The 21,197-nt window shown below is 72.7% G+C and carries 16 protein-coding genes and 1 pseudogene; 9 read left to right on the forward strand and 8 right to left on the reverse strand.

What is annotated here, in order from left to right; genetic code table 11:
- Positions 1-57 precede the first annotated feature (57 nt).
- Entirely contained in the window at positions 58-531 is a 474-nt protein-coding gene (locus AB0B01_RS06390) for a hypothetical protein (protein ID WP_361713508.1), read from the forward strand.
- 85 nt (positions 532-616) lie between these two features.
- Complete coding sequence (locus AB0B01_RS06395) at positions 617-2,050, forward strand: S28 family serine protease (RefSeq protein WP_361713510.1); 1,434 nt, start codon at positions 617-619, stop codon at positions 2,048-2,050.
- Positions 2,051-2,111: 61 nt separating this feature from the next.
- Here the strand turns inward: AB0B01_RS06395 and AB0B01_RS06400 are convergent, their stop codons facing one another.
- Together AB0B01_RS06400 and AB0B01_RS06405 are read right to left on the reverse strand one after the other, a co-directional pair.
- Positions 2,112-4,010, reverse strand: a complete 1,899-nt coding sequence (locus tag AB0B01_RS06400) for a glycoside hydrolase family 3 N-terminal domain-containing protein (protein WP_361713511.1) — start codon at positions 4,008-4,010, stop codon at positions 2,112-2,114.
- A gap of 67 nt (positions 4,011-4,077) precedes the next feature.
- Positions 4,078-4,986, reverse strand: coding sequence for a LysR substrate-binding domain-containing protein (locus AB0B01_RS06405; RefSeq protein WP_361713513.1), 909 nt, complete (start codon positions 4,984-4,986; stop codon positions 4,078-4,080).
- A gap of 88 nt (positions 4,987-5,074) precedes the next feature.
- On the opposite strand from AB0B01_RS06405, the gene AB0B01_RS06410 reads away from it, so the two are divergent.
- Complete coding sequence (locus AB0B01_RS06410) at positions 5,075-6,028, forward strand: EamA family transporter (RefSeq protein WP_361713515.1); 954 nt, start codon at positions 5,075-5,077, stop codon at positions 6,026-6,028.
- On the opposite strand, the pseudogene AB0B01_RS06415 reads toward AB0B01_RS06410, so the two are convergent.
- Positions 5,979-6,332: pseudogene (locus AB0B01_RS06415) on the reverse strand (GNAT family N-acetyltransferase); the annotation flags it as partial. The gene AB0B01_RS06410 and the pseudogene AB0B01_RS06415 overlap by 50 nt on opposite strands.
- A gap of 270 nt (positions 6,333-6,602) precedes the next feature.
- Here AB0B01_RS06415 and AB0B01_RS06420 point away from each other — a divergent pair.
- Together AB0B01_RS06420 and AB0B01_RS06425 are read left to right on the forward strand one after the other, a co-directional pair.
- On the forward strand, positions 6,603-8,846 hold the full coding sequence (locus AB0B01_RS06420) for an ATP-dependent RecD-like DNA helicase (protein ID WP_361713517.1): 2,244 nt from the start codon (positions 6,603-6,605) through the stop codon (positions 8,844-8,846).
- A 182-nt stretch (positions 8,847-9,028) separates the two neighbouring features.
- Complete coding sequence (locus AB0B01_RS06425) at positions 9,029-10,318, forward strand: citrate synthase (RefSeq protein WP_356846725.1); 1,290 nt, start codon at positions 9,029-9,031, stop codon at positions 10,316-10,318.
- A 349-nt stretch (positions 10,319-10,667) separates the two neighbouring features.
- Here the strand turns inward: AB0B01_RS06425 and AB0B01_RS06430 are convergent, their stop codons facing one another.
- The 5 genes from AB0B01_RS06430 to AB0B01_RS06450 all read right to left on the reverse strand — a co-directional run bounded on the left by AB0B01_RS06430 (position 10,668) and on the right by AB0B01_RS06450 (position 15,923).
- Positions 10,668-12,956 carry a heavy metal translocating P-type ATPase gene (locus AB0B01_RS06430; protein ID WP_361713519.1) on the reverse strand — a complete coding sequence of 763 codons (2,289 nt, stop codon included), beginning with the start codon at positions 12,954-12,956 and terminating at the stop codon, positions 10,668-10,670.
- A 138-nt stretch (positions 12,957-13,094) separates the two neighbouring features.
- The gene (locus AB0B01_RS06435) at positions 13,095-13,337 is read right to left on the reverse strand and encodes a heavy-metal-associated domain-containing protein (protein ID WP_361713521.1); all 243 of its coding nucleotides are present in this window, start codon (positions 13,335-13,337) and stop codon (positions 13,095-13,097) included.
- A gap of 197 nt (positions 13,338-13,534) precedes the next feature.
- Entirely contained in the window at positions 13,535-13,735 is a 201-nt protein-coding gene (locus AB0B01_RS06440) for a MarR family transcriptional regulator (RefSeq protein WP_361713523.1), read from the reverse strand.
- A 232-nt stretch (positions 13,736-13,967) separates the two neighbouring features.
- The gene (locus AB0B01_RS06445) at positions 13,968-14,978 is read right to left on the reverse strand and encodes a Gfo/Idh/MocA family oxidoreductase (protein WP_361713525.1); all 1,011 of its coding nucleotides are present in this window, start codon (positions 14,976-14,978) and stop codon (positions 13,968-13,970) included.
- A 30-nt stretch (positions 14,979-15,008) separates the two neighbouring features.
- Positions 15,009-15,923, reverse strand: coding sequence for a sugar phosphate isomerase/epimerase (locus tag AB0B01_RS06450; RefSeq protein WP_361713527.1), 915 nt, complete (start codon positions 15,921-15,923; stop codon positions 15,009-15,011).
- 63 nt (positions 15,924-15,986) lie between these two features.
- Between AB0B01_RS06450 and iolC the strand changes: the two genes are divergently transcribed.
- Genes iolC through AB0B01_RS06470 form a run of 4 tightly spaced genes read left to right on the forward strand, consistent with a single transcriptional unit; the run spans position 15,987 to position 21,155 of the window.
- Positions 15,987-16,928 (forward strand): 5-dehydro-2-deoxygluconokinase, encoded by a 942-nt coding sequence (iolC, locus tag AB0B01_RS06455; RefSeq protein WP_361713663.1) that lies wholly within the window; start codon positions 15,987-15,989, stop codon positions 16,926-16,928.
- A 7-nt stretch (positions 16,929-16,935) separates the two neighbouring features.
- On the forward strand, positions 16,936-17,772 hold the full coding sequence (gene iolB, locus AB0B01_RS06460; RefSeq protein WP_361713665.1) for a 5-deoxy-glucuronate isomerase: 837 nt from the start codon (positions 16,936-16,938) through the stop codon (positions 17,770-17,772).
- Entirely contained in the window at positions 17,769-19,643 is a 1,875-nt protein-coding gene (iolD, locus tag AB0B01_RS06465; RefSeq protein WP_361713529.1) for a 3D-(3,5/4)-trihydroxycyclohexane-1,2-dione acylhydrolase (decyclizing), read from the forward strand. The genes iolB and iolD overlap by 4 nt, the downstream gene beginning before the upstream one ends.
- A 12-nt stretch (positions 19,644-19,655) precedes the next feature.
- Positions 19,656-21,155 carry a CoA-acylating methylmalonate-semialdehyde dehydrogenase gene (locus AB0B01_RS06470; protein ID WP_361713530.1) on the forward strand — a complete coding sequence of 500 codons (1,500 nt, stop codon included), beginning with the start codon at positions 19,656-19,658 and terminating at the stop codon, positions 21,153-21,155.
- The last annotated feature ends 42 nt before the right edge of the window (positions 21,156-21,197 follow it).

Consider the following 21,197-nt stretch of genomic DNA (forward strand, 5'->3'; position numbering starts at 1 on the left):
GGGGGGCCGGCGCGTCGTACATGCGTACGTGTTACGTACGACCGATCGGGGGACAGCGTGAAGCACGGGCGGAAGAAGCACGGACGGACGCAGTACGGACGGACGCAGTACGGGCGGACACAGTACGGGCGGACGCAGCACGGACCGAAGGACCGCCGCCGGGGGAGCGCCGGCGCGGCGGTGGTGACCGCGGTGCTGGCGCTGTGCGCCGGCGGCCTGCTGGCCGCGCCGTCCGCACAGGCCGCGTCCGGCTGCGGAGGGCAGCTGGTGCGGACCCTGCCGTTCTCCGGCGGCGAGGTGCGCGTGTACAAGAGCCGCACCCAGGCCTGTGCGATGACCGTCGCCGGCGATCCGGGTCCGCGCCGGCCGATGTCGGTGAGCATCCAGCCGCGCGGCGGCGTCCCGGTCCGCGATGCCGGGCAGTTCACCCGGTATGCCGGACCCGTCACCGTCGGTGCGATCAACCGCTGCGTGTATGTAAAGGGGAGCGTTGCGGCCGGATCGGTGGAATCCGGCTGGATCCTGTGCTGAAGGAGCGGCCCAACTGGGTCTGGTCAGCGCGGCGTTGACCCCGCTAGGTTCACGGGCGACCGCAGTGAACTCAAGGGGAGGGTGAATGCGCAAGACGCTCGGCTGGCTCCTGTCGCTCGTGGTGCTGATCGGCACCATGGGCGCGGCCGGCTTCACGGCCCAGGCGGCCACCGCCGCAGGGCCGTCCGTCGCCACGGACATCAAGGACGAGATCCTCGCCATCCCGGGGATGAGCCTGATCGAGGAGAAGCCGTACCCCGGCTACCGCTTCTTCGTACTCAACTACGAGCAGCCGGTGGACCACCGCCAGCCCTCGAAGGGCACCTTCAAGCAGCGCTTCACCCTGCTGCACAAGGACGTCTCCCGGCCCACGGTCTTCTACACCTCCGGGTACAACGTCAACATCAACCCGCGCCGCAGCGAGCCGACGACCATCGTCGACGGCAACCAGGTGTCGCTGGAGTACCGATTCTTCACGCCCTCCCGGCCCGACCCGGCCAACTGGGCGAACCTGGACATCTGGCAGGCCGCCAGCGACCAGCACCGCCTCTTCACCGCCCTGAAGAAGGTCTACAAGAAGAACTGGCTCGCCACGGGCGGCAGCAAGGGCGGCATGACCGCCACGTACTACGAGCGCTTCTACCCGCGGGACATGGACGGTGTCGTCGCGTACGTCGCGCCCAACGACGTCGTCAACAAGGAGGACTCGGCCTACGACCGGTTCTTCGCCAAGGTCGGCACCAAGGAGTGCCGCGACAAGCTGAACGCGGTGCAGCGCGAGGCCCTGGTGCGGCGTGAGCCGCTGGAGGCCAAGTACGCGGCCGCCGCCGCCGCGAACGGCTGGACCTTCACCACCGTCGGCAGCCTCGACAAGGCGTTCGAGGCCGTCGTGCTCGACTACGTCTGGGCCTTCTGGCAGTACAGCCTGCTCGCCGACTGCGCCACCGTCCCGACCGCCGCGACCGCGAGCGACCAGGAGATCTGGGACTCGGTCGACGCGATCTCCGGCTTCTCGGCCTACGCCGACCAGGGCCTGGAGACCTACACGCCGTACTACTACCAGGCGGGGACGCAGCTCGGCTCGCCCGACATCAAGCAGCCGCACCTGGGCAACCTGAGCCGCTACGGCTACCAGCCGCCGCGCAACTTCGTGCCCCGCGACATCCCGATGACCTTCCAGCCGGGGGTCATGGCGGACGTGGACAAGTGGGTGCGGAACAACGCCAACCAGATGCTGTTCGTGTACGGGCAGAACGACCCGTGGGGTGCTGAACCGTTCCATCTCGGCTACACCGTGCGCGACAGCTACGTGATGATCGCGCCGGGCGCCAACCACGGCGCGAACGTGGCCAAGCTCCAGGACGGCGAGCGCGAGCTGGCCACCGCGAAGATCCTCCAGTGGGCGGGCGTGGCCCCGGCCGCCACCCTCACCGGCAAGGCGACGGCGCAGCCCCTGGCGAAGCCCGACCCGCAGCTCGACCAGCAGGACCTGGAGCGCGAGCTGCAGCTGCGCCCGTAGCGCACCGCGGCTGCCGGCCGGTCCCCGGTCGGCAGCCCGGGCCACGGGCCCGGCGTACGCCTCAGCCGTACGTCAGCCCGTGGCCCAGCGGGTAGCGGCCCGGCACCGGGACCGGGAGCCGGCCCGCGGGCCGTGCCGCCCCGGTGATCACCCGGGCGGCAGCCCGCATCTCCGCGTCGCCCCAGGTGTACGTGGCCAGCTCCGCGGCGCACGCCGGAAGGCGGGCCGGGTCGTACGGATTGCGGATCGCCAGCACCACCACCGGCACGCCGGTGGCCAGGAGTTCGGTGACCAGGGTGCGTTGCGGACTCTCCCCTTCCGGGACGTTGTACGTGCACACCAGCACCGCCGCGTTGCCGGGCGCCGCGGCCGCCGCCCGGGCCGGCGCCACCGCCACCGCCGTACAGCCCAGGGCGGTCAGCTCCCGGGCCAGGACCGCGGTAGGGGGGCCCGTCGTACCGCTGGGGGACACCGGGTCGGTCCCCGTCACCAGCAGCCGGGGCGCGGCCGACGGGTCCAGCGGCAGCAGCCCCGCCGGATTGGCCAGCAGGGTCGTCGTACCGGCCGCGATCTCGTCGGCGGCCGCCAGGTGCGCCGGCACGCCCACGGCCGCCTCCACCCGGGCGGAGGTGGTGTACGCCTCCCCGAACAGGCCCCGCCGGGCCTTGAGTTCCAGGATCCGCAGCACCGACTCCTCGACCCGGGCCCGCGACACCTCGCCCGACCCGACCGCCGCGAGCACGCTGCGGTGCGCGAGCCCCAGGTCCGGCGGGTTCAGCAGCTGGTCGCAGCCCGCCTTGAGGGCCAGCACCGGCACCCGGTCGTCCCCGTACTTCTGGCGGACCCCCGCCATGTCGAGGGCGTCGGTGACCACCACCCCGCGAAAGCCCAGGCGCTCGCGCAGGATGCCCGTCACGATCGGCCGGGAGAGGGTGGCCGGGTCCCCCGACGGGTCGAGCGCGGGGAAGACGATGTGCGCCGTCATCACCGCGTCCACGCCCGCCTCCACGGCCGCCCGGAACGGCGGCTCGTCCAACTCCTCCCACTGCGCGCGGGTGTGCCGCATCACCGGCAGGCCGACGTGGCTGTCGGTCTCGGTGTCCCCGTGGCCGGGGAAGTGCTTGGCGGTGGCGGCCACCCCGACCCCCTGGTAGCCACGCACCTGGGCGGCGACCAGGGCCGCGACGGCGTGCGGGTCGGAGCCGAAGGACCGTACGCCGATCACCGGGTTGGCCGGGTTGACGTTCACGTCGGCCACCGGCGCGTAGTCCTGCCGGATCCCCATCGCGGCCAGCTCGGCCCCCGCGATGCGCGCAGCCCGCCGGGCCTCGGCGGGGGAACCCGCCCCGCCCGTGGCCGCGCCGGGGGAGGCGGTCGGGGCGGCCGTCGCACCGGGCGTCGCGTCGGGCGCGCCGGCCGTCGGGCCGTGCAGGGCGCCCAGCGCCATCGCCCCGGGCAGCAGCGTCGCCGGTCTGCCGATCCGCGCGACGGCGCCGTGCTCCTGGTCGGTGGAGAGCAGCAGCGGGATCCCCGCTCCGGAGTCGGCCGCCGCCCGCTGGAGGCCGTTGGAGAGCTCGGCGATCTGCTGCGGGCTGCGGGTGTTGTGCGCCCAGGCGAAGTAGATGATCCCGCCGAGGTGGTAGCGGGAGACCACCTCCGCGGCGGTGCGCACCCCGAACAGGGCCGTGTTCTGCTCGGCGTCCGCCGGGTCCGGATCCGTCGCCGAATGCCCGTACGCCCGGGACACGAACAGCTGCCCGACCAGCTCGGGCAGGGTCATGGCCGACACCACCCGGCGCAGCCGAGCCCGGTCGGGGGCAGGACCCGGAGCGCGGTCGCCGGGGCGGGCGTCGTCCGGGCCGCCGCCCCCGCCCACGGAGTACGAGGCGACCCCGGCGGCCGTGACGGCGGCCGCGGCGGCCGCGGTGAGCAGGGACCGGCGGGAGGCGTGGTTCGGCACGCGCCGGACCCTATGCCGGACCGCGCCCCGGGAGCCGCGGGACACTCGGGAGGTCCCCCGGACGGGTTCACGCCGGGGCGGACCCGGCCCAGTGCTCCTGAAGGGTCCGCACCGCCTCGGTGATCGCGGGCCGGCGGGCCGCCCCGCTCCGCCACAGGGCGTACAACCTGCGGACGGGACCCGGCTCCAGCGGTACGGCCACCGCGCCCGCGGGCAGTGCACCGGTGCCGAGCCGCGGCACCACGGCCACCCCGAGCCCGGCCGCGACCAGCGCGACGATGGTGTGGTTCTCCTCGGCGACATGGGCGATGTCGGGCTCGAAACCGGCCGTCCGCAGCGTCCGCACCAGCCAGTCGTGGCAGACCCGGCCGGGCGGCTGGCACACCCAGCGCAGCCCGCCGAGGTCCGCCCTGCGGATGACCGCCCGCGTGGTGAACGGATGCCCCTCGGGGACGACGAGGTCGCACCGGTCGTCCCCGATCACGGCCTGCTCGACCCCCTCGGGCGCGGGCAGCGGGGCGATGTCCCAGTCGTGGGCCACCGCCAGATCGGTGACGCCCCGGGCCACCAGGTCCACCGACAGGTGGGGGTCCACCTCCGTGAGGCGTACGTCCAGCGCCGGATGGCGGTGCGCCAGATCGGCCAGGACTCCCGGCAGCAGCCCGCGCGCCGCCGAGGCGAACGCGGCGACGGTCAGCAGCCCGCTCGGCCGCCCGCGCCGCTCCTCCAGGGTGGTCTCGGCCCGCTCCACGATCGCCAGCAACTCCCGGGCCGTGTCCGCCAGGTGCCGGGCCTCCTCGGTCAGTGCGACCCCGCGCCCGCGGCGCTCCAGCAGCGTGGTCCGGGTCTCCCGCTCCAGCTTGGCGATCTGCTGGGACACCGCGGAGGGGGTGTAGCCGAGGGCGGCCGCCGCCCCGGCGACCGAGCCGTGGACGGAGACGGCGTGGAGCGCGCGCAGCCGGGCGAGATCGAGCATGCGCCCATCGTAGGCGTAAGCAATGCTTCATCCATCCCGGAAGAGATCCGCGCTGGTGCTACATGGTCCGGGCGCCGATGCTCGGAGCATGCGTCCCGTACACACCGCTCTCGCCGTACTCGTCGCCGCCGTCTGGGGTTTCAACTTCGTCGTCATCCAGATCGGTCTCGGCCACTTCCCGCCCCTGCTCCTGTCCGCCCTGCGCTTCCTCGTCGCCGCCCTGCCCGCCGTCTTCTTCACCGGCCGGCCCAAGGTCGCCTGGAAGTGGATCCTCGGGGTGGGGGCGGCGCTCGGAGTCGCCAAGTTCGGCCTGCTGTTCACGGGCATGGCCGCGGGGATGCCGGCCGGGCTCTCCTCCCTGGTCCTGCAGGTCCAGGCCGTCTTCACCGCCGCCCTCGCCTCCGTCGTGCTGCGCGAGCGGCCCGGCCGGGTCCGGATGGCCGGCATGGTCGTCGCGCTGGCCGGGATCGTCGTCGCCGCCGTCGACGGGGGCACCTCGGGGCCGGTGCTCGGCTTCACCCTGGTCGTCGCCGCGGCCGCCTGCTGGGGCGTGTCCAACGTGCTCACCCGCAAGGCCGCTCCGCCCGACGCGATGAACTTCATGGTGTGGGTGTGCACGGTCCCGGTGCTGCCGCTGTTCGCGCTCTCGCTGCTGCTGGAGGGGCCCGAGCGGGACCTGGCCGCGCTGCGCGGGCTGGACTGGTCGGGGGCGGGCGTCATCGTGTACGTCGCCTGGGTGTCCACGGTGTTCGGCTTCGGTGCCTGGAGCCATCTGATGCGCCGCTACCCGGCCTCCTCCGTGGCGCCGTTCTCGCTGCTGGTGCCGGTGTTCGGGATGTCCTCGGCCGCCCTGGTCCTCGGCGAGGGGGTCTCCGGGCTGCGCTGGCTGGCCGCGGTCCTGCTGGTCGGCGGGGTGGCCCTGACCTCGCTGGCCCCCGCCCGCGCGGCAACCCGTACCGGAGCCCGTGGGGAGGGGGGTGCTGCGGCCGGGGTCAGCGCGGGGAGTCCTCCTGCAGGGGCAGCCGCCAGTCCTGCCCGGTGAGCTCCACCCCGTACGAACGGTGCGGGCGCTCGGCGACCAGGGTGAAGCCGGCGCGCAGGTAGAGGGAACGGGCCGAGGTCAGCACGTCGTTGGTCCACAGCACCAGCTCGTGGTAGCCCACCGAGCGGGCGAAGGAGACGACCGTGTCCACGAGCAGGGCCCCGATTCCGTGCCCGCGGCCCTCCGGCTCGACGAGGAGCAGCCGCAGCCGCGCGGTGCCGGGCAAGCCGTCCTCGCGTACGCACATCACCGAGCCGACCGGGCGGCCGTCCAGCTCGGCGATCCACACCCGCTCCAGGTACGGGGCCGCCCGGGTGCCCGCCGTACGGACCGCCAGGTAATGGAAACGTAAAGTTCCGGATCGATGTGCAACCCCCGGGCGCCATGGCGGGTCGTATGGTGCGTCGGTACTTCCGGGGGAGGATCTGGGGGGATCGGGAAGTCCGGCACGGGAGGGGTAACCGTGAGGGGGTCCGGCCGCGAGGCCGGACCTCCTTCTGGGTTTCGGGGCCCTTCCGTTCCTCGTTGTCCACAGGCCTGACGGGTTGTCCGCGCCGGGCGGTAGCTTCGTGCCATGGCAATCCACGGGGCGGTGCAACTGGCGGTGGTCGAGGGCGTCCTCGAACGCATCACCTATGCCAACGAGGAGAGCGGCTACACCGTCGCCCGGGTCGACACCGGCCGCGGCAGCGGTGACCTGCTCACGGTCGTCGGCGCCCTCCTCGGAGCGCAGCCCGGCGAATCGCTGCGCCTGGAGGGCCGCTGGGGCTCCCATCCCCAGTACGGCAAACAGTTCACGGTGGAGAACTACCGCACCGTCCTGCCGGCCACCGTCCAGGGCATCCGGCGCTACCTCGGCTCGGGCCTGATCAAGGGCATCGGCCCGAGGATCGCCGACCGCATCGTCGAGCACTTCGGCACCGACACCCTGGACGTGATCGAGAGCGAGCCGAAGCGGCTGATCGAGGTGCCGGGGCTCGGCCCCAAGCGGACGAAGATGATCGGTGCCGCGTGGGAGGAGCAGAAGGCCATCAAGGAGGTCATGGTCTTCCTGCAGGGCGTCGGCGTCTCCACCTCCATCGCCGTCCGCATCTACAAGAAGTACGGCGACGCCTCCATCTCGGTGGTCCGGAACCAGCCGTACCGGCTCGCCGCCGACGTGTGGGGCATCGGCTTCCTCACCGCCGACAAGATCGCCCAGTCCGTCGGCATCCCGCACGACAGCCCCGAGCGGGTCAAGGCCGGCCTCCAGTACGCCTTGTCCCAGTCCACCGACCAGGGCCACTGCTTCCTGCCCGAGGAGCGGCTGATCGCCGACGGGGTCAAGCTGCTCCAGGTCGACACCGGGCTGGTCATCGAATGCCTGGCCGAACTGGCCGCGGACCCGGAGGGCGTGGTCCGCGAACCGGTGCCCGACCCGCAGGGCGGGCCGCCGCTCACCGCCGTCTACCTGGTGCCCTTCCACCGCGCCGAGCTGTCGCTGGTGGGGCAGGTGCGCAGGCTGCTCCAGGCCGAGGAGGACCGGATGCCCTCCTTCCGGGACGTGGACTGGGACAAGGCGCTGACCTGGCTGGCGACGCGCACCGGGGCCACGCTGGCGCCGGAGCAGCGGGACGCCGTGAAGCTGGCCCTCACCCGCCGGGTCGCCGTCCTCACCGGCGGGCCCGGCTGCGGCAAGTCCTTCACCGTGCGCTCGATCGTGGAGCTGGCCCGCGCCAAGAAGGCCAAGGTGGTGCTCGCCGCGCCCACCGGCCGGGCCGCGAAACGGCTCTCGGAGCTCACCGGCGCCGAGGCCTCCACCGTGCACCGGCTGCTGGAGCTCAAGCCGGGCGGGGACGCGGCGTACGACCGGGACCGGCCGCTGGACGCCGACCTCGTGGTGGTGGACGAGGCCTCGATGCTGGACCTCCTGCTGGCGAACAAGCTGGTCAAGGCCGTGGCGCCCGGTGCCCATCTGCTGCTGGTCGGGGACGTCGACCAGCTGCCCTCGGTCGGCGCCGGGGAGGTGCTGCGGGACCTGCTGGCCGAGGACGGCCCGGTGCCCGCGGTCCGGCTGACCCGGATCTTCCGGCAGGCCCAGCAGTCGGGCGTGGTCACCAACGCCCACCGGATCAACACCGGCCTGCCGCCCCTGACCGACGGGCTGCCGGACTTCTTCCTCTTCCCCGAGGAGGACACCGAGGAGGCCGGCCGGCTCACCGTGGACGTGGCCGCCCGCCGGATCCCGGCCAGGTTCGGGCTGGACCCGCGGCGCGACGTGCAGGTGCTCGCGCCGATGCACCGCGGCCCGGCGGGCGCCGGGACCCTCAACGGCCTGCTGCAGCAGGCGATCACCCCGGCCCGGCCGGATCTGCCGGAGAAGCGGTTCGGCGGCCGGGTCTTCCGCGTCGGCGACAAGGTCACCCAGATCCGGAACAACTACGAGAAGGGGGCCAACGGCGTCTTCAACGGCACCGTCGGCGTGGTCACCGCCCTCGACCCGGTCGAACAGCGGCTGACGGTCCGGACGGAGGAGGACGAGGAGGTCGGGTACGAGTTCACCGAGCTGGACGAGCTGGCGCACGCCTACGCCGTCACCATCCACCGCTCCCAGGGGAGCGAATACCCGGCCGTGGTGATCCCCGTCACCACGGGGGCTTGGATGATGCTCCAGCGCAACTTGCTCTACACGGCGGTGACCAGGGCGAAGAAACTGGTCGTCCTGGTCGGGTCCCGCAAGGCCCTCGGCCAGGCTGTGCGTACGGTTTCCGCAGGCAGGAGGTACACGGCGGTCGCCCCCCGGCTGTCCGGCCGCATACCGGTGGGAAACATCACCTAAATGATCGATCATTTGGGGTTCCGCCACCCGTGCGGAGGGGGCAGGATGAGCAGGTTGAAGGCACTCAGTGCCGTCAAAAGGACCAAAGGCCGACCCCGAGTGCACTCTCCTGCGCCAAATGGGGGAAGGTAGAGGCAGTCAGGGCACCTCGAAGAAGAGGCACTACGTCGGTGAGGGATGACGTGAGCGACAACTCTGTAGTACTCCGGTACGCGGACGGTGAATACACCTACCCGGTGGTCGAGAGCACCGTCGGTGACCAGGGCTTCGACATCGCGAAGCTGAGGGCCCAGACCGGGCTCGTCACCTTGGACAGCGGCTACGGCAACACCGCGGCCTACAAGTCCGCGATTACCTACCTCGACGGTGAGCAGGGCATCCTGCGCTACCGCGGCTACCCGATCGAACAGCTGGCGGAGCGCTCGTCCTTCATCGAGGTCGCGTACCTGCTGATCAACGGTGAGCTGCCGACCGTCGACCAGCTCGCGTCGTTCCGCAACGAGATCACCCAGCACACGCTGCTGCACGAGGACGTCAAGCGGTTCTACGACGGCTTCCCGCGCGACGCGCACCCGATGGCGATGCTGTCCTCCGTGGTCAGCGCGCTGTCGACGTTCTACCAGGACAGCCACAACCCGTTCGACGAGAAGCAGCGCCACCTCTCGACGATCCGCCTGCTGGCCAAGCTGCCGACGATCGCGGCCTACGCGTACAAGAAGTCGGTCGGCCACCCGGTCGTCTACCCGCGCAACGACCTCGGCTACGTCGAGAACTTCCTGCGCATGACCTTCTCCGTGCCCGCCCAGGAGTACGACCTCGACCCCGTCGTGGTCTCGGCGCTCGACAAGCTGCTGATCCTGCACGCGGACCACGAGCAGAACTGCTCGACCTCCACCGTGCGCCTGGTCGGCTCCTCGCAGGCGAACATGTTCGCCTCGATCTCCGCCGGCATCTCGGCCCTGTGGGGTCCGCTGCACGGCGGCGCCAACCAGTCCGTCCTGGAGATGCTCGAAGGCATCAAGAACGACGGCGGCGACGTCGACGCCTTCATCCGCAAGGTGAAGAACAAGGAGGACGGCGTCCGCCTGATGGGCTTCGGGCACCGCGTCTACAAGAGCTTCGACCCCCGGGCGAAGATCATCAAGGCGGCGGCGCACGACGTCCTGTCCTCGCTCGGCAAGAGCGACGAGCTGCTCGACATCGCGCTCAAGCTGGAAGAGCACGCGCTGGCCGACGAGTACTTCGTCTCGCGCAACCTCTACCCGAACGTGGACTTCTACACCGGTCTGATCTACCGGGCCATGGGCTTCCCGACCGAGATGTTCACGGTGCTCTTCGCGCTCGGCCGCCTCCCCGGCTGGATCGCCCAGTGGCAGGAAATGATCAAGGAGCCGGGTTCCCGCATCGGCCGCCCGCGCCAGATCTACACCGGCGAGGTCCTGCGCGACTTCGTCCCGGTCGAGGCCCGCTGACCCGAGGCTCTCCCCGCGCGTACGAAAAGCGCCCCGCCGTCGATCCCCCCACGGGTCGACGGGCGGGGCGCTTTCCTTTCCCCGGAACGGATTCCCCCCACGGGACCCGAGCCGGGGCGTCAGTGTGCCGGGACCCGTTCGGGTCGGGAGGGCCGCTCAAAGCTTCCCGCGGGCACGCGTCCCGGCCGGCTGGTGCCACGGATGTCCCCCAAGACCTCCGTGAACGTCCCCCAAGACGTTCCTGGCACCGCCCCATTAGACCCACTCCAGTGCCCGATGGTTACGTTGCAGTCACTGTGATCTGCGTCTCCTGTGAAGGAAGTGTGGACGGAGTGGGGAGGAGGGGCCCCTACCGGAAGGATCGCAACCGCAGGCTGTTGCTCACCACGAAAACGGAGGAGAACGCCATCGCGGCCCCCGCAATCATCGGGTTGAGCAGGCCTGCGGCCGCCAGCGGCAGCGCCGCCACGTTGTAGCCGAAGGCCCAGAACAGGTTGCCCTTGATGGTGGCCAGGGTCCTCCGCGAGAGCCGGATCGCGTCCGCCGCGACCCGCAGGTCCCCCCGTACGAGGGTCAGGTCGCCCGCCTCGATCGCGGCGTCCGTCCCGGTGCCCATGGCGAGCCCCAGGTCGGCCTGGGCCAGGGCCGCCGCGTCGTTGACCCCGTCTCCGACCATGGCGACCGTACGGCCCTCGGCCTGCAGGCGGCGTACGACGTCCACCTTGTCCTCGGGGAGCACCTCGGCGATCACCTCGTCGATGCCGACCTGCCGGGCCACCGTCTCGGCGACGGCCTTGTTGTCGCCGGTCAGCAGGACCGGGGTGAGGCCGAGCGCCCGCAGCCGGGACACCGCCTCGGCGCTGGTCCCCTTGACCGCGTCGGCGACGGTGAGGATCCCGCGTGCCCGGCCGTCCCAGGCCACGGCCACGGCGGTGCTGCCCGCCGCCTCCGCCTCCGCCTTGGCCGCGGCGAGCTCGCCGGGAAGGCCGATCGACCACTCGGCCAGCAGCTGCTCGCGGCCGACCAGGACGGCGTGCCCGTCCACGACGCCCTGGACGCCGAGCCCGGCGAAGTTGTCGAAGGACTCCGGCACGGGCAGCGCTCCCGCCCGCTCGGCGGCCCCCGCCGCGATGGCGCGGGCGATCGGGTGTTCGGAGGCGTGCTCCAGGGCGCCGGCCAGGCGCAGCAGTTCACGCTCGTCCGTCCCGGCCGCGGCGTGCACGCCCGCGAGGACCATCCGGCCGGTGGTGACCGTTCCGGTCTTGTCCAGGACGACGGTGTCGACTCGACGGGTGGACTCCAACACCTCCGGCCCCTTGATCAGGATCCCGAGCTGCGCCCCCCGTCCGGTGCCGACCATCAGGGCGGTCGGGGTGGCCAGGCCCAGCGCGCACGGGCAGGCGATGATCAGGACGGCCACGGCGGCGGTGAAGGCGGCGGCCGGGTCGTCGGTGATCAGCAGCCAGGTGACCCAGGTGCCGAGGGCCAGCAGCAGGACGACCGGGACGAAGACCGCGGAGATGCGGTCGGCGAGCCGCTGCACCTCGGCCTTGCCGTTCTGCGCGTCCTCGACCAGCCTGGCCATCCGGGCGAGCTGGGTGTCGGCGCCGATTCGGGTGGCCTGGACCACGAGGCGGCCGGAGGCGTTCACGGTGGCACCGGTGACCAGGCTGCCGACGGCGACCTCCACCGGGACGGACTCGCCGGTCAGCATGGAGGCGTCCACGGCGGAGCTGCCCTCGACGACCGTCCCGTCGGTGGCGATCTTCTCCCCCGGGCGCACGACGAACCGGTCGCCGACCGCGAGCTGCCCGACCGGGATCCGTACCTCGCTGCCGCCGCGCAGGACGGCGACGTCCTTGGCGCCGAGCTCCATCAGGGCCCTGAGGGCCGCGCCCGCCTTCCGCTTGGAGCGGGCCTCCAGATAGCGGCCGAGCAGGATGAAGGCGACGACTCCGGCGGCGACCTCCAGGTAGATCGTGGAGGAGCCGTCGGTACGGGTGACGGTGAAGGTGAAGCCGTGCCGCATGCCCGGCATTCCTGCGTGCCCGAAGAACAAGGCCCACAGGGACCAGGTGAAGGCGGCCAGGGTGCCGACCGAGACCAGGGTGTCCATGGTGGCGGCGCCGTGCCGGGCGTTGGTCCAGGCGGCCCGGTGGAAGGGGAGGGCGCCCCAGACGACCACCGGGGCGGCCAAGGTCAGGGAGAGCCACTGCCAGTTGTCGAACTGGAGGGCGGGGACCATCGCGAGCAGCACGACGGGCAGGGCGAGGAGGGCGGAGACCAGCAGCCGCACGCGGAGGGCGGCCGGTTCGCGGTCCTCGGCGGCCGGCTCGGAGGTCCTTTCCCCTGGCGGCGCCGCCGCCGGTTCAGGCTGCGGCGGCGGGGGTTCGGCCGCCGTGTATCCCGTCTTCACGACGGTCGCGATCAGGTCGGCGACCTGGACCGCGCCGCCGTAGGACACGCGGGCCTTCTCGGTGGCGTAGTTCACCGTGGCGGTGACCCCGTCCATCCGGTTCAGCTTCTTCTCGATGCGGGCCGCGCAGGAGGCGCAGGTCATCCCGCCGATCGACAGCTCGACCTCGGAGGTGTCCGCGGGCGGCGCCGCGGCTATGGGGCTGCTGGTGTTCGTGCTCATGCTGATCCGGCTCCAGGGGGTGGGCCGAGCCGTACAGGTCCAGTATCAGCTGGCCGGTACGGCTCGGCGGGGTACTGCACGGAGGGGCGGCGGGACGGCGGGCCCGGGTCCGGCGGGCCCGGGCCCGGCTCGGGCCGGCTAGCGCCCGGAGGCGGTCCCCGCGAACGCGTATCCGGCCTCGTCCACGGCGGCGCGTACGTCCTCCTCGGCGAGCGGGGCCGCGGAGACCACGGTGACCTCGCCGGTGGCGGCGACGGCCTTGACCGAGCTGACGCCGGGCAGGGCGGAGAGCTCGGTGGTCACCGCGCCCTCGCAGTGGCCGCAGGTCATGCCCGTCACCCGGTAGACGGTGGTGGTCTGGGTGTCCGTCTCGGCGGTCATGTCGTTCTCCTCTTCAAGGGCGTATCGGGTCGCGGAAGGCCACGGTGTCACGCCACGGGCCTGCCGACACCCGAAGACTATACCCCTAGGGGGTATGAATGCGAGGGCTGCCCACGCTCCGGTCCGTGGGGGCACGGCTCGCCGCCCCGCGCGGCACCGCGCTCACCGGCACCGCGCCGGGCACGGTCCTGCCGGGGTCACTCCTCGCGGCGCCCCCGGTTCCCGGGCCGGCGGGCCACCCAGGCGTGGATCGTGGCGGGGTACCAGTACGGCTTGGCGCCCTCCACGTGGTCGGGCGCGGGGAGCAGCCCGTGCTTGCGGTACGAGCGCACCGTGTCCGGCTGGACCCGGATGTGGGCGGCGATCTCCTTGTACGACCACAGCTGCCGGTCGCTCATGCACGACACCTCCTTGTCCACGCCACGGGGCCGGCCGGGAGGCCGTCGGGGGAGCCCGCGCGCGGACACAGACGATCACTCGGGTAGTGCCCGGAGAACGACGGACGGTGAAGGCGGGGGAGCGGCTGTCGACTGCCTGTGACGGAAATCCCGCGTTACGCGGACATGCGTGACACGCGCGCGACACCCGTGACGTACGTGACACGTGACGGGCGGAGCGGGCCCGGCCGGGTCAGCGGTAGAGCGCCGGCCGTTCCACCAGCTCCACCGCTGCCCGTACGCCGCCGCGCGCGGCCGCGATGCCCGCCCGGGAGACGGCGGCCGCCGCGTAGCCGTCCCACGCGTCGGGCCCGGCCACCCGGCCCCGGGCCGCCGCGGCCACCCACCGCCGCAGCTGGCGGTCGTACGCGTCGGCGAAGCGGACGGTGAAGTCCTGGGAGATCTCCCCGTACCGGCGCCCCGCCGACTGGACGAGCATCCCCTCACCGCCTCCGATGAGCGCGCTGCCGGCCTCGCCCACCGCCTCGCAGCGGACCTCGTAGCCGAACCCGCAGTTGACGAAGATCTCCACGTCCACGACCGCCCCGCCGGAGGTCTCCAGCAGGACCAGCCGCGGGTCGCGCAGTCCTTCGGGAGCCGCCGAGGTCGCAGTGGGGGAGAACACCGACACCGCCGTGATCTCCTGCCCCAGCAGCCAGCGTGCCGCGTCGACCTCGTGCACCACGGAATCGCTGATCAGCATGTCGCTGGTGAAGAAGGACGGCGAGGCCGCGTTGCGGTGCCGGCAGTGCAGGAACAGCGGCCGGCCGATCCCGCCCGCGTCCAGCAGCTCCTTGAGCCGCTCGTACTCGGCATCGAAGCGCCGCATGAACCCCACCTGCACCAGCCTTCGGCCCAGGCGCTGCTCGGCCTCCATCACCCGCAGCGCCCCCTCCGGATCCGGGGTCAGCGGCTTCTCGCACAGCACCGGCAGCTCCCGCCGCAGGGCGTGCAGGATCGCTTCCTCGTGGGCGGGCCCGGGGGAGGCGATCAGCACGGCCTCGACGCCGGGAGCGGCCATCGCGGCCGCCGGGTCGGTGTGCGCGCTCGCGCCGTCGAGACCCGCGGCGACCTCCTTGACCCGGTCCGCGTCCGGATCGGCGACCGCCACCACCCGGGCTCCGCCGACCGTCCGCCCGATCCGCCGGACGTGGTCGGCGCCCATCTTCCCCGTACCGAGGACGGCGATGCCGAGCATGCTCATGGTGTGGGTTCCCTTCGGTGCGGCTCGGAGTCAGCGGGCGCCGCAGGAGCGCAGGTAGGCGCGGGTGCGGCGGGCGATCGGCAGGGGCCGGTCGGGCGGGCACGGGTACATGTCCTGCTCCACGATGGCGAACAGGTCCACCCCGAGCCGCTGCGCGGCGGCGAGTACGGGTTCCAGCGCGGGCACCCCCGACGGCGGCTCGCACATCACCCCGCGGGCCACGGCCGGCCCGAAGGGCACCTGGTCCGCGACGACTTCGGCCAGGATCCGCGGGTCCACCTGCTTGAGGTGGAGGTAGCCGATCCGCTCGCCGAAGGTCTCGACGGCCTGGACGCTGTCGCCGCCGCAGTACGCGTAGTGCCCCGTGTCCAGGCAGAGGGAGACCAGGTCGCGGTCGGTCGCGTCCAGGAAGCGGGCCACGTTCTCCGGGGTGTCGATGTGGGTGTCGGCATGCGGGTGGACGGCGATCCGCAGCCCGTACCGGTCGTGCACCTCCCGGCCCAGGCGCTCGGTCTGCCCGGCCAGTTCACGCCATTGGCCGGGGGTGAGGGTGCGGTCCTCCAGCACCTCGCCGGTCTTGTCGTCCCGCCAGAACGAGGGGATCACGACGAGGTGCCCGGCGCCCATGGCCTGGGTGAGCTCCGCGATGCGCGACACGTGCTCCCAGGTCTGCTCCCAGACGGCGGGCCCGTGATGGAGTCCGGTGAAGACGGTGCCCGCGGACACGCGCAGGCCGCGCTTGGCGGTCTCGTCGGTGAGCCGGGCGGCATCGGTGGGGAGGTAGCCGTAGGGCCCGAGTTCGATCCACTCGTACCCGGCTTCGGCCACCTCGTCGAGGAAACGCTCCCACGGGGTCTGCAAGGGATCGTCGGGGAACCAGACACCCCAGGAGTCCGGAGCCGAACCGATGCGGATACGGGTCAACGGGGGTGGGGAGGACGTCATGACGGCCACCTTAGGGGTGTGGGACGAGTGGGAGGACTGCGTGTGACCACCGCGGACGAAGTCATGTTCGACCTGATCGCGATGGGGCGGATCGGGGTGGATCTCTACCCGCTGAAATCCGGCGTACCGCTGGCGGAGGCGGACACGTTCGGGAAGTTCCTGGGCGGCTCCCCGACCAACGTCGCGGTCGCGGCGGCGCGTCTGGGCCGCCGGACGGCGGTGATCACCCGGACCGGAGCCGATCCCTTCGGGGCGTATCTGCGCGGTGAGCTGCGGGCGTTCGGGGTGGACGACCGGTGGGTGGGGGAGGTGGAGCGGTACCCGACGCCGGTGACGTTCTGCGAGATCTTCCCGCCGGACGATTTCCCGCTGTACTTCTACCGGTGGCCGAAGGCGCCCGACCTGGAGATCGGGGCCGGGGAGCTGGACTTGGCGGCGGTACGGGCGGCGCGGGTGTTCTGGATGACCGGAACGGGCCTGAGCGCGGAGCCGAGCCGGTCCGCGACCCTCGCCGCGCTGGAGGCGCGGGCCAAGGCCGGGATCACGGTCTTCGACCTGGACTGGCGGCCGATGCTGTGGGAGGACGAACCGGGCGGGCCCTACGCGCACGCGCTGGGGCTGGCCACCGTGGCCGTCGGGAACGCACAGGAGTGCGCCATCGCGACGGGCGAGTCCGACCCCCGCGCGGCGGCGCGGGCCCTGCTGGCCGCCGGGGTGGAGCTGGCGGTGGTCAAACGCGGACCGGACGGCGTGCTGGCGGCCCGGCGCGACGGAACGGTGGTGGAGGCGGCACCGGTGCCGGTGGAGGTGGTCAACGGCCTGGGCGCGGGCGACGCCTTCGGGGGCGCCCTCTGCCACGGCCTGCTCGCGGGCTGGGACCTGGAGCGGGTGGTCCGCTACGCCAACGCGGCGGGGGCCATCGTGGCCTCGCGGCTGGCCTGCTCCTCGGCGATGCCGTACCCGGAGGAAGTGGAGGAGGTGCTCGGCCGTGCCGGTGGTGTCTGAGTGGGGGATGGCCCACACCCGGCTGCGGGTGCTGGCCCTGGAGCCGGGAGAGACGTACGGGTTCGAGTGCGGCGACGCGGAGTGGATCGTGCTCCCGCTGGCCGGAGCCTGCCGGGTCCGCTGCGCGGAGCCCGCCCGGGGAGGGCCCCCCGCAGCGGAGGCCGTGATCGAACTGCGCGGGCGGGACAGCGTGTTCACGGCGGCGACCGACTTCGCGTACCTCCCCCGGGACGGGCACGCGTCGATCACCTCCCCCGCCGGGGGGCGCTTCGCGCTTGCCGGGGCCCGGTGCGAGAACGTCCTGCCCGCCCGCCACGGGCCGGCCTCCGAGGTCCCCGTCGAGCTGCGCGGGGCCGGCACCTGCTCGCGCCAGGTCAACAACTTCGCCGCCGCCGGCGTCTTCACCTGCGACCGCCTCATCGCCGTCGAAGTCCTCACCCCCGGCGGGAACTGGTCCTCGTACCCGCCCCACAAGCACGACGAGTACCACCCCGGCCGGGAATCGCGCCTGGAGGAGATCTACTACTTCGAGATCGCCCCGCACGGGCAGGTCCCCGGCCTCGGCTACCAGCGTGTCAGCCCCTCCCCGGCCGGGAAGACCGACATCCTCGGCGAAGTGCGCACCGGAGACGCCGTGCTCATCCCGGACGGCTGGCACGGGCCGTCCATCGCCGCCCCCGGACACGACATGTACTACCTCAACGTCATGGCCGGCCCGCCGGACCAGCCCCGGCAGTGGCTCATCCGCGACCACCCCGACCACGGATGGATCCGGGACGACTGGCCGGACCAGGACATCGACCCCCGGCTGCCCTTCTACCGAACGGAGGACGCGACCCGGTGAAGCTCACCACCGCCCAGGCCCTCGTACGCTTCCTCGCCGCCCAGTACACCGAACGCGACGGCCGCCGGCACCGGCTGATCGCCGCCACCTGGGGGATCTTCGGGCACGGCAACGTGGCGGGCATCGGACAGGCGCTGCTGGAGACCGGCCCCGACGCCATGCCCTTCCTCCAGGGCCGCAACGAGCAGGCCATGGTGCACGCCGCCGTCGGATACGCCCGCCAGTGCGGGCGGCTGTCCGCGCACGCCGTCACCAGCTCCATCGGCCCCGGCGCCACCAACCTCGTCACCGGCGCCGCCCTCGCCACCGTCAACCGCATCCCGGTCCTCCTGCTGCCCGGCGACACCTTCGCCACCCGGCCCGCCGACCCGGTGCTCCAGCAGATCGAGATCCCCTACGCCGGAGACCTTTCCGTCAACGACACCCTGCGCCCGGTCTCCCGGTACTTCGACCGGATCACCCGCCCCGAGGCGTTGATCCCGGCCGCCCTGCAGGCCGCGCGGGTGCTCGCCGACCCGGTGCACACGGGCGCGGTGACCCTCGCCCTGCCCCAGGACGTCCAGGCCGAAGTCCACGACTGGCCGCCCGGGTTCTTCGCCGAGCGGGTGTGGCACGTCCGCAGGCCCCGGCCCGACCGGGAGGAGCTCGCCGAAGCCGCCCGGGCCGTACGGGCCGCCGCGCGCCCCCTCCTCATCGCCGGCGGCGGCATCCGGCACAGCGCGGCGCAGGCGGCCCTGGCCGCGTTCGCCGAGGCCACCGGGATCCCGGTGGCCTCCACACAGGCCGGCAAGGGCGCCCTCCCGTACGACCACCCCGCCGATGTCGGCGGCGTCGGGCACACCGGCACCGCCACCGCCGACGAGCTGGCCCGCGGCGCCGACCTGGTGATCGCCGCGGGGACCCGGCTGACGGACTTCACCACGGCCTCGGCCACCCTGTTCCAGAACCCGGCCGTCCGCTTCATCGGCCTCAACCTCGACGCGTACGACGCCCACAAGCTCGCCGCCCGGCCCCTGGTCGCCGACGCCCGGGAGGCCCTGGACGAGCTCCGGCACGCCGTGGCGGGCCACCGGGTCGCCCCCGCGTACGAGACGGCGTACCAGCAGGCCAAGAGGGCCTGGGAGCGGCGGGTCGACCAGGCGTACGCCGTGCCGGCCGCCGAGGAGGACGCCCCGCCCACCCAGGCGCAGGTGCTCGGACTGCTCGACGGCCTCGTCGACGCCGACGACATCCTGATCAACGCCGCCGGCTCCCTCCCCGGCGACCTGCACAAGCTGTGGCGGGCCCGCTCGGCCGACCAGTACCACGTGGAGTACGGCTACTCCTGCATGGGCTACGAGATCCCCGCTGCCCTCGGCACCGCCCTCGCCGCGCCCGGCCGCCCCGTCTGGGCGCTGGTCGGCGACGGGACGTACCTGATGAACCCCACCGAGATCGTCACCGCCGTGCAGGAAGGTGTCCCGATCAAGCTGGTGATCCTCGACAACCACGGCTACGCCTCCATCGGAGGGCTCTCCGCGGCGGTGGGCGGCGAGGGCTTCGGGACCGCGTACCGCTTCCGCGGGCCGGACGGCGCCTACGACGGTGCCCCCCTGCCGGTGGACCTCGCGGCCAACGCGGCCTCCCTCGGCATGGCCGTCATCCGCACCCGCACCCTTGGTGACCTGCGCAAAGCCCTCGCCGAGGCGCGTGCGGCGGACCGGCCCACATGTGTCTACGCACAGACCCGAACACCCGACACTGTGTCGGGCCCGCCCCCGGCACAGGCGTGGTGGGATGTTCCTGTGGCCGAGACCGCGACCCGTGCGGCGGCGGTCCGAGCCCGCGAAGAGTACGACCGGCAAGCCGCGCAGCGACGTCGCCATCTGTGAAGGAGCAAGGCAATGAAGACCGTCAACCACTGGATCGGTGGCAAGACCGTCGAGGGCGCGTCGGGCAACTACGGCCCGGTCACCGACCCGGCCACCGGCGAGGTCACCACGCAGGTCGCCCTGGCATCGGCCGAAGAGGTCGACGCCGCCGTACAGGTCGCCAAGGAGGCCTTCGAGAGCTGGGGCCAGTCCTCGTTGGCCGCCCGCACCAAGGTGCTGTTCGCCTACCGCGCCCTGCTGGACGCCAACCGCGACGCCATCGCCGAGCTGATCACCGCCGAGCACGGCAAGGTGCACTCGGACGCGCTGGGCGAGGTGGCGCGCGGCCTGGAGATCGTCGAGCTGGCCTGCGGGATCACCACCCAGCTCAAGGGCGAGCTGTCGACGTCCGTGTCCAACCGGGTCGACGTCTCGGCGATCCGCCAGCCGCTGGGCGTCGTCGCGGGCATCACCCCCTTCAACTTCCCGGCAATGGTCCCGATGTGGATGTTCCCGCTGGCCGTGGCCTGCGGAAACACCTTCATCCTCAAGCCGAGCGAGAAGGACCCGTCGGCCTCGAACAAGCTGGCCGAGCTGGCGGCCGAGGCCGGTCTGCCGGCGGGCGTCCTGAACGTCGTCCACGGCGACAAGGTGGCCGTCGACGCGCTGCTCGCCCACCCCGACATCGCGGCCGTCTCCTTCGTCGGCTCGACCCCGATCGCCCGCCACATCCACACCACCGCCTCCGCCCACGGCAAGCGGGTCCAGGCACTGGGCGGCGCCAAGAACCACATGCTGGTCCTGCCCGACGCCGACCTGGACGCGGCCGCCGATGCCGCCGTCTCGGCCGCCTACGGCTCGGCCGGCGAGCGCTGCATGGCGATCTCCGCCGTCGTCGCCGTCGGCTCCATCGCGGACACCCTCGTGGAGAAGATCCGCGAGCGCGCCGAGAAGATCAAGATCGGCCCGGGCAACGACCCGACCTCCGAAATGGGCCCGCTGATCACGGCCGCCCACCGCGACAAGGTCGCCTCCTACGTCAAGGGTGCGGCCGACCAGGGCGCCGACGTGGTCCTGGACGGCACCGGGTACACGGTGGACGGCTACGAGAACGGCCACTGGATCGGCCTGTCGCTCCTGGACCGCGTGAAGACCGACTCCGACGCCTACCGCGACGAGATCTTCGGCCCGGTGCTGTGCGTGCTGCGCGCCGAGACCTACGAGGAGGGCGTGGCGCTCATCAACGCCTCGCCGTTCGGCAACGGCACCGCCATCTTCACCCGCGACGGCGGCGCCGCCCGCCGCTTCCAGCTGGAGATCCAGGCGGGCATGGTCGGTGTCAACGTGCCGATCCCGGTGCCGGTGGGCTACCACTCCTTCGGCGGGTGGAAGGACTCCCTCTTCGGGGACCACCACATCTACGGCAACGACGGCATCCACTTCTACACCCGGGGCAAGGTCGTCACGACCCGCTGGCCGGACCCGTCGGAGGCCCCGGCGGGCGTCGACCTCGGCTTCCCGCGCAACCACTGACGGCGGCTGCCGCTGACGGCCCGCCCGGTGGAACGGCCCGCC

It is taken from the genome of Streptomyces sp. NPDC044571, from assembly GCF_040647115.1.
Taxonomy (GTDB): domain Bacteria; phylum Actinomycetota; class Actinomycetes; order Streptomycetales; family Streptomycetaceae; genus Streptomyces.